Source organism: Skermanella aerolata KACC 11604 (genome assembly GCF_000936425.1).
Taxonomy (GTDB): domain Bacteria; phylum Pseudomonadota; class Alphaproteobacteria; order Azospirillales; family Azospirillaceae; genus Skermanella; species Skermanella aerolata.
In genome coordinates this window covers 1-12,839 of the sequence record NZ_AVFK01000079.1, presented here as the reverse complement: position 1 = coordinate 12,839, position 12,839 = coordinate 1, and the positions used below count along the sequence as shown (strand labels likewise).

The 12,839-nt window shown below is 62.1% G+C and carries 14 protein-coding genes and 1 pseudogene; 6 read left to right on the top strand and 9 right to left on the bottom strand.

Translation table 11 applies throughout. From position 1 onward, the window contains the following. Positions 1-363, top strand: a 363-nt coding sequence (locus N826_RS36655) for a site-specific integrase (protein ID WP_157599417.1), incomplete at its 5' end; no start/stop codon positions are given. A 113-nt stretch (positions 364-476) separates the two neighbouring features. On the opposite strand, the gene N826_RS36650 is transcribed toward N826_RS36655, so the two are convergent. From N826_RS36650 to N826_RS36635, 4 genes are all read right to left on the bottom strand, one after another. Then, a complete protein-coding gene (locus N826_RS36650) occupies positions 477-1,925 on the bottom strand; it encodes a TniQ family protein (RefSeq protein ID WP_044437347.1) in 1,449 nt (482 codons plus the stop codon). Further along, positions 1,922-2,794, bottom strand: a complete 873-nt coding sequence (locus N826_RS36645; RefSeq protein ID WP_044437345.1) for a TniB family NTP-binding protein — start codon at positions 2,792-2,794, stop codon at positions 1,922-1,924. The genes N826_RS36650 and N826_RS36645 overlap by 4 nt, the downstream gene beginning before the upstream one ends. Further along, the gene (locus N826_RS36640) at positions 2,787-4,478 is read right to left on the bottom strand and encodes a Mu transposase C-terminal domain-containing protein (protein WP_052832728.1); all 1,692 of its coding nucleotides are present in this window, start codon (positions 4,476-4,478) and stop codon (positions 2,787-2,789) included. The genes N826_RS36645 and N826_RS36640 overlap by 8 nt, the downstream gene beginning before the upstream one ends. A gap of 175 nt (positions 4,479-4,653) precedes the next feature. After that, a complete protein-coding gene (locus tag N826_RS36635) occupies positions 4,654-5,472 on the bottom strand; it encodes an IS6 family transposase (protein WP_044437343.1) in 819 nt (272 codons plus the stop codon). A gap of 142 nt (positions 5,473-5,614) precedes the next feature. On the opposite strand from N826_RS36635, the gene N826_RS42505 reads away from it, so the two are divergent. Then, positions 5,615-6,034 carry a transposase gene (locus tag N826_RS42505; RefSeq protein WP_373866661.1) on the top strand — a complete coding sequence of 140 codons (420 nt, stop codon included), beginning with the start codon at positions 5,615-5,617 and terminating at the stop codon, positions 6,032-6,034. 287 nt (positions 6,035-6,321) lie between these two features. On the opposite strand, the gene N826_RS36630 is transcribed toward N826_RS42505, so the two are convergent. From N826_RS36630 to N826_RS43905, 3 genes are all read right to left on the bottom strand, one after another. After that, complete coding sequence (locus N826_RS36630; protein WP_052832727.1) at positions 6,322-6,636, bottom strand: BrnA antitoxin family protein; 315 nt, start codon at positions 6,634-6,636, stop codon at positions 6,322-6,324. Beyond that, positions 6,587-6,871: a BrnT family toxin gene (locus N826_RS42500; protein WP_084721503.1), complete on the bottom strand. Its 285-nt coding sequence runs from the start codon at positions 6,869-6,871 to the stop codon at positions 6,587-6,589. The genes N826_RS36630 and N826_RS42500 overlap by 50 nt, the downstream gene beginning before the upstream one ends. A 676-nt stretch (positions 6,872-7,547) precedes the next feature. Next, complete coding sequence (locus N826_RS43905) at positions 7,548-8,144, bottom strand: hypothetical protein (protein ID WP_147041276.1); 597 nt, start codon at positions 8,142-8,144, stop codon at positions 7,548-7,550. Positions 8,145-8,173: 29 nt separating this feature from the next. On the opposite strand from N826_RS43905, the gene N826_RS43900 reads away from it, so the two are divergent. Next, entirely contained in the window at positions 8,174-8,803 is a 630-nt protein-coding gene (locus tag N826_RS43900) for a hypothetical protein (RefSeq protein WP_147041275.1), read from the top strand. Here N826_RS43900 and N826_RS36610 read toward each other — a convergent pair. Further along, entirely contained in the window at positions 8,736-10,400 is a 1,665-nt protein-coding gene (locus tag N826_RS36610) for an ISL3 family transposase (RefSeq protein ID WP_147041274.1), read from the bottom strand. The genes N826_RS43900 and N826_RS36610 overlap by 68 nt on opposite strands. A gap of 61 nt (positions 10,401-10,461) precedes the next feature. Here N826_RS36610 and N826_RS36605 point away from each other — a divergent pair. Both N826_RS36605 and N826_RS41010 read left to right on the top strand, forming a co-directional pair. Next, positions 10,462-10,701: pseudogene (locus tag N826_RS36605) on the top strand (IS256 family transposase); the annotation flags it as partial. A gap of 139 nt (positions 10,702-10,840) precedes the next feature. Beyond that, entirely contained in the window at positions 10,841-11,098 is a 258-nt protein-coding gene (locus tag N826_RS41010; RefSeq protein ID WP_052832726.1) for a class I SAM-dependent methyltransferase, read from the top strand. A gap of 308 nt (positions 11,099-11,406) precedes the next feature. Here the strand turns inward: N826_RS41010 and N826_RS36595 are convergent, their stop codons facing one another. Further along, positions 11,407-12,291, bottom strand: a complete 885-nt coding sequence (locus N826_RS36595) for a bifunctional helix-turn-helix transcriptional regulator/GNAT family N-acetyltransferase (protein ID WP_044437335.1) — start codon at positions 12,289-12,291, stop codon at positions 11,407-11,409. Between the two features lie 314 nt (positions 12,292-12,605). On the opposite strand from N826_RS36595, the gene N826_RS43895 reads away from it, so the two are divergent. Next, positions 12,606-12,830 (top strand): hypothetical protein, encoded by a 225-nt coding sequence (locus N826_RS43895; protein ID WP_157599416.1) that lies wholly within the window; start codon positions 12,606-12,608, stop codon positions 12,828-12,830. Positions 12,831-12,839 lie beyond the last annotated feature (9 nt).

Genomic DNA, 12,839 nt, shown 5'->3' with positions numbered 1-12,839 from the left:
ACCTGCCCGGTGGCGGCGCTGGAAACCTGGCTGCGCCTGGGCCGGATCGCCCACGGCCCGGTGTTCCGCCGGGTCTCGCGCGACGGCAAACGGGTGCTGCCCGACCGGCTGTCGGACAAGCACGTCGTCCGTCTGGTCCAGCGCCTGGCGCTGGCCGCCGGCGTCCGCGGCGACCTGCCCGAGGGCCGGCGGCGCCGGCTGTTCGCCGGCCACTCGCTGCGCGCCGGCCTGGCGACCTCGGCCGAGGCCGAGGAGCGCACCGTCCAGCGCCACCTCGGCCATGCCACCGCCGAGATGACCCGCCGCTACCAGCGCCGGCGCGACCGCTTCCGCATCAACCTGACCAGGGCCGCCGGCCTGTGACCGCCGACGATCAGGCTCTGCGCTCCCCCGGCGCGCCCACTGCCCTCGCGGATCACCGGACGGCGGCGGACATGGCAGGGATTGGCGTTCCTCGGCAGAAACAATTGCAGTGACTAAGGGATCGTTGAAGTCGTTAAGGAATAAGCGCAATCGCTAAGGAAAAGCCACACATGCGCCGCCATGACAACCTGAACAGCCTCCACGATCCGGGCACTCGGGGGAACAGGGGGGTCGGGGTCTCGCCGCGCCTCCGGTGGACGTCGGGATGCAGCGGCCTTCCCTCGGGCTGGCCTTTTCGGTTCCGACAGCAGTTGCTGCAGGCCGGCCCGCTTGTCCCAGGCGCGGTTTGCCCACACCTTCTGCCGCCGCCGTTGAACCGCCGACGCCATCCTCAATCCCGCTGCCACGTGCCGATACTGGAAGGGGCCAATGTTTGCAAACTGCGAAAGCCGCTGGGTTCGTCGGGGGAACTCGCCGGAGAACAGGAGACCGATCAGGGCCGCATGGTTCCAGCCAGCCTCCGCCAGGATCAAGTCATGGTCGGGGGCGTTCCGGCGATGGTCGGTCAAGGCAACGGCAAGGGCGGCATGGCCCTCGTTCCCAGGTTGCTGGCCTATCGACATGGAACCGCTTGCCAACAAGGAGGCCAGGATTTCACCGAGCCAGATCTCCAGCAGCAAATCGAGCAGGCCCGTCACCTGGGCAATGTCCTGCATCGACTTACGCCGGACAGGATGGAGTGTCCGCATCCCGGTCAACAGGGTGCGCAGGGGATCGATGGTCAACTGCCAGGCCAGGAGCAGGGACAGTGCAGGCGTGTTGCGCTCCGCCGCCGGCAGCGGCATGGGGGCGCCGCCCTCGTTCCGGTCGAAGCAGCCCACGATCCGGAACTCAGCCCGGTCGCGCATCGTGTCGAAGCCCGTGATCCGGATGCGGAGATGGGCGTTCAGCAGATAGACGAAGCGGACGAACGCACCGACCGTGATCGCCGACGCCAGCCGTATGCCGACCAGATCCGCGAAGGCTGTCCGGTCAAAGGCCGCCCGGTCGAGAAAACCCAGGATCGTCCGCAGCTGTTCGTCAATGGAAGCCAGGGGAATCCCCGGCGCCACCTCATCCGACCGGGGGATAGGAAGATGAACCGGGCAAACGACACGCCAGGCCGCCCGCGCTGACAGCAGCCTAACCGATCGTCTCGCTGGCTGTCCGGCATCCTTGTCACAGGCTGGACAGGGGGCGTGATGCCGGTGGCAGGCTTCCTCCAGGTCACGATCCAGACCGTCAAAGGTCATCCCCAGCAGCACCGGTGTGGCAACCCCCGTGTCGGCCTGAAGCGCCTGGATGACGGCGGGGCAGGGCCGGACCACGAGATCCCGCTCGGTGCGCTCGGTGGCCGCCGCACCACGCCGGTGGGGAATTCCCAGGCGCCTGAGATATTCGGCCAGTGGCATCCCATAGGTCTGCGCGACGGCCGTTACCCAACTGCCCAGCGATTCCCCGGGGACGGGCAAAGGAACGACCGGCAATGCCGGCAGGGACGAGAAAATCTCCGGCCCGGTCACGCCGGAACCGGCGGATCGACGTAGTCGGACACCATTTCGGGCGTGATCCGTTCCTCGCCCGTCCGGATGGCCTCGATGCCTAGGTCGACCAGGGCCTCGAACAGCGCGGCGGTCCCGCCATGGGTGTGGGACAACAGCACCTTGAGCGCACGGTTCGTCAAGGGCGAGGGACGGCGCAACGGCAGGGCCCGCAGGATGCTGCCGACCAGCGCCCGAAACTCCTCCCCCGCCCCCCACATCGGCAGCTCGACGAACCGGAAGCGGCGCATGAGCTGGCGATCGTGCATCAGGGCTTCGCGCGCGTCTTGAATGCCGAACAGCACCAGCGGGATCTTCAGTTCATTGGTCAGGTGCCGGATCACTGTCAGCATGATCCGTTGTTGTCGGAGCGTTCCCATCAGCATGTTATGGGCTTCGTCGATCAGGATCTGGCGCACCCCCGTCAGGCGATAAAGCGACGCCACCCGCTCAGCGATCAGCGGAAGGTTGCCCCGGACTTCGGTGACCGGCGCATCGATCGCGCGCAGCAAATCCGTGTAGAGCCAGCGGACATCGCACATGGGCGGCATTTCCATGCCGACAACCGCCGTCCGCCGCACGCCCGCCTGCTTGTCGAACAACGCCGGATGGTCCCGCAGGTGTTTCGCCATGATCGTCGACTTGCCCTGTCCGGACTCCCCCCAGACCAGCAGGTTGGGCTTGGCCACGCCGCCCGGCAGGCCGATCTGCTCGCGCATGAGATCCAGGACGAGCCGGCATCGGGGATATTCGGTGAAGCGGCGTGCCTGAATCCTGGCAATCCGCTCCTCCGGCGACAAGGCGATCACCTCCAGCGCCGAGGCTCCGAGATGCCCATGCGGGTCAGTCATCCCAGTCCTCGGTTTCGTAATAGGGCAGCACCAGGGGAGTGTCCTCGTTGTCGCCCCCGACATTGCCTTCGTCCGGAACGATCCGGTACTCGCCAGGGATCGTCCGCCCCTCATCGCCCGGAGTGATCGCCAGTCCCGGCCGTGCTCCCCGGACCCGTTCCAGCCGCGCCCGCCGGCTCCGGCCGCTGGCTTCCTCCACCATCCTCCGGCGCGCCAGCACCATGTCGAAAATCATGCCTTCATCGACACCGGCCCGGCCCTGACGGCGCAAGGCGCGCGTTGCCGCGCGAAGTTCCCACTTTGAAATGGCCGGACGCCGAAGGTTCCGGTAAGACACTTCGACGTACTCGCCGGACACACCCCGGACAAAAACCTTCGACAGGTTGGTCGGATCGTAGTGGACCATGACTTTCTTCTTGTCGTGAAGAAACGGCGTCAGCGCATCGCTCCAGTAGGAAATGCCGAACACATGGATGCCGTCGCGCTGCACCACGCGCTCTTCGAAAGGCAGGAAGTCACGAAGGAAAGTCCGCGGATCGGCCGGCATCCGAAACGTCCGGCCCGCCGCCTCGTCGTCCCATTTGGCGCCCGGGGACGTGCCGATCCCCTCATGAAACGTCGCATGGTGCTCTAGGATGACGCTGGCCACCAGCCATTCCACCTCCCGGATGGTCAGGCAGGCATGACCCTCCGGATCATAGGCGCCCCTCTCCTTGATGTTCGAAAAGGTCGATCCCGGCAGCAGGTGCAGTTCCTGCGCCAGATGGCCGATCCGGCGCTCGACGTGCCCGCCCATATGGGGCGTCGCCGGCGGCCGGTATCGAACCTCGATGCCATAGTCCTCGCAGGCGCGGGTGAACGCCTTCGAGTGGAATTCCTTGCCGTTGTCAACGTGGATCACCTCGGGCAGGCCAGACACCGGCCATTTGGACGGAAGGCCACGCGCGGCCAGCCAGTCGCCCTTATCCATCACGGCATGCGCCACGCACGCCGCCACGCTGGCCGCCGACGGCGGGTCGAAGGTCAGGTAGAAGCCGCAGTACATCCGCGTCCGGACATCGACGGCCAGCGTGATGAACGGCCTCCCGATCACCTCCAGGGTGTCCGGCTCGACCACCATCACGTCGGTCGGCGTATGGTCGATCTGGACGATCCCAAGGGGTCGCTCCGCTTCCAGGGAGCCGCGGATCGGATCGAACCCGTCCCGCGCCTTCTTGGCCCCGTGGCGCCGCTTGGCTTGTTCGCGCTTGCTGATCCCCGCCAGGCGAGCATTGATTGTCTCGCGCGCTGGCTTGGCCAGGCCTTCCTGTGTGCAGCGGGCTTGGACGCCCTTTACCAGCAGAGATTTTCTCGGCTTCAGAAGGTCCAGGTAGCGCGTCTGGATCTCGTCCTCGATGATCGCCTCGACCCGGCTGTCCAGCCGACGGATACCCGTTGGAGGGCCGGGTGACCGTGGCAGCAGCGACCGCGTCCTGGGGTCGGCCTCATAGACCTTGATAAGCCGGTAGAGATACTGAATGGTCACGTCCAGCTCAGCAGCCGCGGCCGCCACAGCCTCACTGCGGGCACCGTAGGCCACCGGGTTCTGAAGCAGGGCCCGAACGATTTGTTCACGCCGCCGGGCCGTTTCCCAGGCAGCGTCCGGCACGCCCGTCAGGCCCTTGGCGGAATGCGGTCGACTCAAGACCTCTAACCTGATCCAGTCTCAACTTCTAAACAGAACCCCTCTCCTTCTAAACGGATCTATCCGACAACACGACCTGGGAACCCGCGCTACTCCTCATGAACTTCTAAACTGATCTATTAGGCAGCGACAGCCAGTTGCGCAGCGGACAGACGTTTGACTACCAGAAGCTGTATCAGGCGGCGGAGATCAGGTCCTGCAGTGCAGCCACGCGCTGCACGTGGATGACCCGCCGATGGGCGAGCGGGATGGTCTGGTTGATGTAGGTAGCCGGTCGCAGAAAGTTGCGGACCTCATCAAAGGCCCGGCAGAAGCGGTGAGCCGCATCGAAATTCTTGAAGCCGCGCATCGGCCGATAGCGCCCTTTCACCCCTCGGTGATCTTGTTCCAGCACGTTGTTTTTATACTGACTGGTGCGGTGATCGACGTCTGTGCCGAGTTCCTTGGCGATGGCCTTGGGATAGCTGGTGTGGCCATCGGTGGTGATCTGCTCGGGCTCGACCTCGGTGACGGATCTGGCGGAGCGGAGGAATTCCTTGGCGGCGGCCATATCGCGGGTTTCGCTGAGATAGACGTCGACCAAGTTGCCGTCGCGGTCGATCGCCCGATACAGATAGCACCACTCCCCGGTGACTTTGAGGTAGGTTTCATCGACGTGCCAGCACCGACCAGCCTTGCCGGCCCGCCGCTTGCGCAGACCTTCGGCCAGCGTCGGCGCAAGCTTGGCCTCCCAATCCCGAACCGCCTCATGGGTGAACACGATGCCTCTGATCAGGAACATCTCCGCAAGATCGCGCAGGCTCAGCTTGTAACGGAGCCGCCAGAAGACGACCAGAAACACGATGTCGGTCGGGATCTGAACCCGGTTCAGCGCCGTGCTGGTTCGCTCGTTGAACCGCCGCCCGCACTTCCGGCACTGGAAGCGCCGGAAACCATGAACCGTTCGGCCCTCCCGCTCGGTGGTCAACGACGACTGGCAATGCGGGCAGTTCATGACGGCTCTCTCGTTCTCTCAAAACTGGCCCGGGAACCTATCCGCTGGGGGCGCTCACGGCAAGCTGCCCTGAGATCTGACAGAACCGAATGGGCGGGATGGCGTAGGGGACAGTCCGTTTCGATGCTCCGGATCTCGCTTCATGCCGCATAAATACAATGCCGACCGTCGCCACCACATTGCACGGCCGAAGCGACGCGTGACGAATTGGGCAGCGTATAATGAGGCGCTGCGGCAGCGGGGCAGTTTGACCGTGTGGTTTACGGATCAGGCGATCGCCGCTTGGAAAGCGGCGCCGCGCACCACGCCGGGCGGTCAGCCGCACTACTCGGATCTGGCGATCACGACAGCTTTGACACTCCGCGCGGTGTTCCACCTGGCGCTGCGCCAGACGGAAGGATTGATCGGCTCGATCCTTCAGCTGGATTGCGGTCGAGTAGCTCAGCCATTCGGCTTTCGCCCTCACAGATCCGGGCGTGCGGCTTTCCCGCACCCGGCTCTTCCCGAGGGTCACCCACGTCATGCAGACCTCCCCGCCCATGGCCGAGTGATTTTGGGGTAACGGCAGGGAATAGCGCAGGACGAGGGCCTTGAACCGATCCCAGTTCAGGCATCGGGCCTTCTGGCTCCGATGCCGTAGTGCGTGGTACCAGATCCGACGGACCGCCTGATGGAACGCGCGCCCGCCAGAGCGCCGCCTATGCGGTTCTAGGTGTTTCCGGGTTCCAGGAGGCGGAAAAGCTTAGAAGCTATTCCACGGTCAGAAAATCGCCCGCCTTGAGGATATGTCTCAGGCGGGAGATTCACTGTCGGGTTGGATTGTCGTGCACGGCCAACTCCCGTGAGCCATTAGCGTGAACGCTGGGAGTGCTCCATGAACGCACGCAACACGGCATTCATGCGTGTCTGGTACTTCGGCCCTTGAGCCTTGAAGAAATCCACCACGTCCTGATCGAACCGGATCGTGAGCTGGACCTTCGTCGGTAGCTGTTCTGCCGCAGCCTCGAACCAAGAGGTGTCAAGGATCGGAGCAACGTCATCATCGGCATCAACCGACGCAGAGATATCTGCGTCGGTGAGCGAATTCAAACGCTTCCAATCCGTACCTCCGTGGTCAGGATCTGCGAGAGACCGCTTGGTGATATCTTTGTCTTTCAGCATCATTCGCTTTCCTAGCAGAAATAATGCGTCTGTTTGTTCCTCGCCATGTGTAGACGACTACTAGAACAACGCTATCCACTTCTCCAATAGCAATATATCTATCCTCACCGTAATTCTTACGGATATCTTGTGTCTGTATCACTTCGCCAAGCCAAATATGTTTGGCTGTGTCGAATGATAAAGAGCGTTCCTTGATGTTCTTTTGGTTTTTCGATTCATCCCATTTGTACTCGGTCATAGAGATAGCCTACTCTTGATAGTGATCGGTGGACTTTTGTGTGATAGCTCATGGCGGCTTCTGTCTTTCCTGTAGAACGGGCAGTATTTTTATGTTTTTTGTACATTTTATTGTATGTAACGGAACCTGTGCCTAGGCTGTCGTTACATCCAATAACGACGAATGTAGTTACAACGTGTTTTGCTGTCAAGGAAAATTTATGCCGCCCTTCGAACGTGGGGTGGTCCTTAACGTGGCCCGCATTGGCTATGGTTTCTCAATCGGGCTTTTTACTGCCCGGTTTCCAGTGATTGCGGCCTATCCATGATGAGGGAACGGGGATTTAGAGCCTGTGGCAAGTGGCCTTGACTTCATACGTCGAGCGTGCGATCTAAAACCTATCCTCTGACGGGGAACGGCAACTACATTGGAAGCAGAAAATAGCTTTCAGCCAACTATCCCCTGACGGGGAACGAAAACTAGTTCAGCCCGCTGGAAGTCCGTAACCCTAGCCGCGTTTAGTAATGTACGTATTCTTTGGCATCAGTGACGATGGGTGGGTCAGGCTTTTCCGGCGGCCTGTACTAGAACGGGGAAAAGATTTGGACCCGTTGGAAGCGTTATCCCCCACATGGGGAACACGACCGGCCTGCGATCTTCACTGATCCGGGCCGTTGTCGTATCCAGTCAACTTCGCTTATTGCCAAACCGCATGACCGGTACCGACCATCGGCTTGATGATCGGGAACTCCTTCACGATGTAGTAGCCGAGCGCATCGCTGATATGGCTCAAGGCCGGATCGGCGGCCTTGTCGATTTCCCCGCTGCCGCCCTTCAGCGCCCGGACGCCTTCCAAGTCGCGGACCATGTTGGGCGCCTTCACCGGGTCGACCATCAACCGGATCTCTCCACTAGCGGACTTGAGCCGTGAGTTCATCGCGTTGATCCGGACACGCACCTTCGGATTGCCGTCAGGCACGCGGAAATGCAGCCGGTTTCCAAACGTTGAACGAAGCTCGGCACGGATCAATGCCCAATCACTACCGGCCACCTTAGCACTGCCGCTTGATCCTCCCGAGGCATCTCCGTAACACAGGACTAGACCCTCGTGGTTTCCCCAGTCCGCAATGATCTTGCGGCAGACCGCTGGCGTTGTGCTGTTACGCGGTATGTAGACCTCACCGATCACCGCCGTTCCATCCAAGCCATTCGGTAATGTCTGCTTGAGTTTGCTATCGGATGACGGCCCACTTTGCTGACGAAATTCGGCCCCCCTTTTGTCGAGGCGTCCCATCCTTCTGCTGAACAAGCGGGAGAGGCGGGGTGGACAGGAGATCGAAGGTGGAGCTATTCGAGCAGTTGCGCCGCGAGTATGAATTCGGAATTGGAACGATCAAGGGTATCGCCCGGAAGTTTGGTGTCCACCGCCGGCTTGTGCGTCAGGCGGTGAACAGCGCGATCCCTCCGGTTCGCACATACCGCCAACGACCCAGGCCGGTGCTGGGAGCGGTCGAAGGGTTCATCGACGGCATTCTGGAGGCGGACCGGCAGGCTCCGCGCAAGCAGCGCCATACGGCGCGTCGGATTTATCGCCGCATCCTGGCGGAGATGCCGGGCCACGCGGTCGCGGAATCGACGGTCCGCAATTACGTTCGTGACCGCAAACGGTCACTTGGGCTGCTGATCCAGGAAACCTACGTGGCGCAGTCCTACCAATGGGGCGGCGAAGCCCAGGTGGATTGGTACGAAGCCTATGCCGTACTGGCCGGCGATCTCACAAAGCTTCAGGTTTTCTGCATGCGCTCGATGGCCAGTGTCAACCGACGTCAGGATGGGGTCCATCCGCATTCCCGGTGCAGCGGTATCGGGCTGGAGCACCACCATTTCAGGCGGCTTCGAGAACCCGGTGACGCAGCAGATCGAACTTGGCACGACCGGACATGGTTCGCTTGATCGTCTTCAGGTAGCTGATCTGTCCCTCCACCGGCCCGGTGCTCCACGGCAGCGACAGCGCTGCCCGAATCGCCGCAAGATCGCGGACAAGGCCTTCGGCAAACCCGGCTAGGGCGGTGTCCTTCGCCGCTGCCAGCCAGGAGTCCAGCCGCTCCGCCTGTTGGTATCGCACCATAGCATTGAACGCGCGCGCCAGCTCGATTATCCGGGCAAGCTCCACCGACGCAGCACTCAGGGTTTCGACAAACCGCTGCTCTGTGGCATCGATTGTTTCAGGATCAGCCACCACAAGCCACGCGGCCCGGCGCTTCGACGGCATCTTCCATGCTCTCTCGAACGGCCCTGTTCCGGGGGATGACGGATCAGCATCCCGAAGGCGTCTGACCCAGCGCTGCACGGTCCGGAGTTGCCCTCGAAAACCGCGCCCGCGGATCTCGTCCCATAGCTGTGCCGCGTTGTGGCAGCCCTCGTTCCAGCGCTGGTGCAGATACTCGGCGTGGACGTCAACCGCACTGCCGCGGGACCGCTGGTCCCAGGTCGGCAGCTGACCCGATCGCAGCCATCGGCGCACCGTTTTCAGATTGAGACCGAGGGTTCGGGCAATGCGTTTGATGGGCCAGTTCCTGTGATGCAGCGCCATCACCTCGTCGAAGCGAGCGCGGCGGACGGCATGCCGATCCGAGTGCGACAGCTCGGGAACCGGCATGGCGGTCACCTCAGGCGTCGCGGGTGCCGATGCCGGTACGTCAGGAGCCTTACCCGTTGCAGCCGCCGCTGTTGCCGCACGCAGGTCACGGTGATGCCGGTCGAAAGCCCGCGCCACGGCATCGTTGAGGTTGCGCAGGAGATGCCACCGATCGCTGACCTGGATGGCATCCGGAGCGCCGGTTCGGATACCATCGGCATAGCCGCCGGCGCGATCTCGGGCAACGATCTCAGTACCGGGATGATCCTTCAGCCAGGCCGCGACCGTGTCACCTTGGCGGTCCGGCAGCAGGTCGATCGGCCGATTGCGTTCCAGATCGACGATGATCGTGCCGTAGCGCTGGCCCTTGCGCCAGGCCCAATCATCGATGCCGATTACGCGCGCCGGCGGAGCTGGTTCAATCGGCACAGCCCGGATCAGGCGCAACAGCGTGTCGCCGCTGACCGGCATGGCGAGCTGGTGCGCCAGGCGGGCGCCGGCTTCGCCGCCGGCATGCAGAGCGATGCGGCGTTGCGCCTCGGTGAGCCGGGTGGTCCGTCGAACCCTCGGCAGGGCCACCTCCGGCAGTTGTTCAGCAAAGATCCGGCGCGGGCACCTGGGAGCGGAGCAGCGAAAGCGACGGACCTGAAGATCGAGATGGCCGATCCGGCCCTGCCAGGGAAGATCTCCGAGATGGCGGACATAGCGGCTATGGACGCGGCGCGAGCGGTGGCGGCACAGGGGACAGGACGCTGCGGCAGCGCGAGTACGAACCCTTATGACCACGCGATCAGAGTTGACGATGACCTGCTCAACCGCAAGACCGGCTGGAAGCAGGGCAGCAGTGAATTGGACACGAAGAAGACGGCACTCTCTGAGGAAAAACGTTTCTCCCCATATGGTTATCTTCATCCTCCAGTACATTCGTGCTGCACCGGGAATGCGGATGGACCATTTTCTCACGTCGCCTGACAACGTGCGGACAACAAACCCCATAGAAAGCGTCTTCGCCACGGTTCGACACCGGACGGTCCGCACTAAGGGGGCGCTTTCCCAGGACACTGCCAAGCTCATGGTCTTCAAGCTGATCTCGGCTGCATCCAGAACCTGGCGACGGCTTCAGGGCGAAAATCAGTTGCCCAAGATCATCCAGGGCGTCAAATTCCGCGACGGCATCGAGGTTAGTGTGCCGACATCACAAAGCGCCGCCTGAACACCTCGTCACCCAAATTCCGCCGTAGCTCGTCTTCTGGTTGCCGGCGCCGGCGTGGGGCTCGCGAGATCATCACGGCCGGTTTCCTGGAGCCGAACTGGCACTTCACCGCTGTTGATCCTTCACAGCCCATGATGACTTGGCCGTTGCCCAAGTGAGGGAGAACGGTTTCCAGGACCGTACCAAGGTGCTTCTCGGCACGGTGGACGACGTTCCGGCTGTTCCGCCGTTAGATGCCGCGACGCTGTTCGGCGTGCTGCACCACGTGCCAGGCGACGAGGCCAAGCGCACGATCCTGTGCGCGCTGGCCGTCTGCCTGAAACCGGGAGCCCCGCTGATCCTCGCGCTACGTCGTGATCGGGTGAGTGTAGCGCAACCCTCCCGGCTCCTCTCCTGAACACAAAGTGCCAGATCAAGTTCAAGCTAATTCACGTCGGCTCAAGGACAGCGGCCATAGCGCCGTTTCTCATTAGCGGTGCGCTTAGTATGCGTTATCCTGCCGGTCCTGGGAGTTGGCAACCGTATCGCGCCCACGGGTTCCACATTCAATGCTTCGGGACATCTTTACCAAAGAGAGGTCAGGATTATAGAATTGCTGCCAGTGTGAGAGGACATTCCTGTTTTGTCACATGAAAACCTGGCTTGTGACGTAAAACCTCGCCAGTCTGAGGCGGAACTCACTCGGTGCCTGTCCACACTGACCATTCACAGCTGCTTCTCAAACCAGTGGTGGGCATAAGGCTCGGAGTTGAACGGCTCCACCTCCTGATAGCCCTCCGCTCGGTAGAGCGCCTGAGCCTCTGTCAAAGCTCGATTTGTCTCCAAGCGTAGCCGCGTCAGGCCACTCTCGCGTGCCTGCATCTCCAGCCGCTGCAGCACTCGGCGTGCGATCTTGAGCCCTCTTGCATTCGGAGCTGTCCACATCCGCTTGACTTCGCCGGTGCCCTCCATCCCCGCCTTCAGCCCTCCACACCCCACAGGAGTACCGTCGAGCCAAGCGACCACGAAGAATCCCGCCGGGGGCATCATCTCCTGGATGCTGGCCGAGTTGCTCTGGGCTGGGTCAAAACCCTTCTCGAAGCGTGCGCTAAGCTCTATGAAGTATTGCTCCAGGCACCATTGTGCAGCGGCGCTATCCGGGATCTCGGCACGTATGTCCACCGCTCCGGCGCGAAGCAAGTGTTCGATCTCGGCCATGGCGCTCACCAGTCGATCGCGCTGGGCCAAGTCGAGGGACTCCAAAAAGGACCAGGCCAATTTATTTGAAAGCGCATCGTAGGTCGTGCGTTCGGCAACGCCCTTCGGCGTCAGAACCACGTGCCGCACCCGACCGTCGCTCTCTGCCTGAGCCTCGGTCTGGATGAGCCCTTCAGCTTCAAGCGAGCGCAACAAACGGCTGAGATATCCTGAATCGAGATTGAGCCGCTCGCGCAGGACACGCACGTCGGTGCCGTCAGATCCAACCTCGTAGAGCAGCCGGGCCTGCCCGAGAGGGCGCCCTCGCTGAAGGTAGCTGTCTTCAAGCGCGCCCACGTGCTGCGTGACGACGCGATTAAAGTGCCGCACTTGTCTGACCTGATGTTCATTCATTCTCTGACTCTAGTCAGAGATATCAGACGCATGCAAGGTTTATCAGCATATAGTATCACAAAGCTTACAAAACTCGAAAAAAGCCAGAGAATGACATCCTTCTCTCCGAGGTTGAGGATTGGGGCAGTTGACGGACCCGAGCACGATTATGCAGCGCGCCGTTCAGCCGGTAGATGCCGCTGAACAGCTCGCGTCAGCGAGTGTCGAGCGTTGCGGGCGTCCGCTCGGGTTCTGTCAGATCTCAGGGCAGCTTGCCGAGAGCGCTTCCAACGGATAGGTTCCCCAGCCCATTTTGAGAGATCAAGAGAGCCACCATGAACTGCCCGCATTGCCAGTCATCGTCGACCACCGAGCGGCAGGAGCGAACGATTCATGGCTTCCGGCGTTTCCGGTGCCGGGAGTGCGGGCGGCGGTTCAACGAGCGCACCGGCACGGCGCTGAACCGGGTCCATGTGCCGACCGACATCATGTTTCTCGTGGTCTTCTGGAGATTGCGCTATAGAATCTGTTCGCAGAGTGGGCATGCCGGCCTGTGCTGACCAGGATGC

Bases quoted from the DNA above. Each gene is read 5' to 3' on its own strand.
- N826_RS42500 (WP_084721503.1), bottom strand. From the start codon at position 6,871: ATGACCGAGTACAAATGGGATGAATCGAAAAACCAAAAGAACATCAAG.
- N826_RS36635 (WP_044437343.1), bottom strand. From the start codon at position 5,472: ATGAACTGCCCGCATTGCCAGTCGTCGTTGACCACCGAGCGGGAGGGC.
- N826_RS36610 (WP_147041274.1), bottom strand. From the start codon at position 10,400: ATGAAGATAACCATATGGGGAGAAACGTTTTTCCTCAGAGAGTGCCGT.
- N826_RS43895 (WP_157599416.1), top strand. From the start codon at position 12,606: ATGAACTGCCCGCATTGCCAGTCATCGTCGACCACCGAGCGGCAGGAG.
- N826_RS43905 (WP_147041276.1), bottom strand. From the start codon at position 8,144: ATGGGACGCCTCGACAAAAGGGGGGCCGAATTTCGTCAGCAAAGTGGG.
- N826_RS36595 (WP_044437335.1), bottom strand. From the start codon at position 12,291: ATGAATGAACATCAGGTCAGACAAGTGCGGCACTTTAATCGCGTCGTC.
- N826_RS36630 (WP_052832727.1), bottom strand. From the start codon at position 6,636: ATGATGCTGAAAGACAAAGATATCACCAAGCGGTCTCTCGCAGATCCT.
- N826_RS36645 (WP_044437345.1), bottom strand. From the start codon at position 2,794: ATGACTGACCCGCATGGGCATCTCGGAGCCTCGGCGCTGGAGGTGATC.
- N826_RS42505 (WP_373866661.1), top strand. From the start codon at position 5,615: ATGCCGCATAAATACAATGCCGACCGTCGCCACCACATTGCACGGCCG.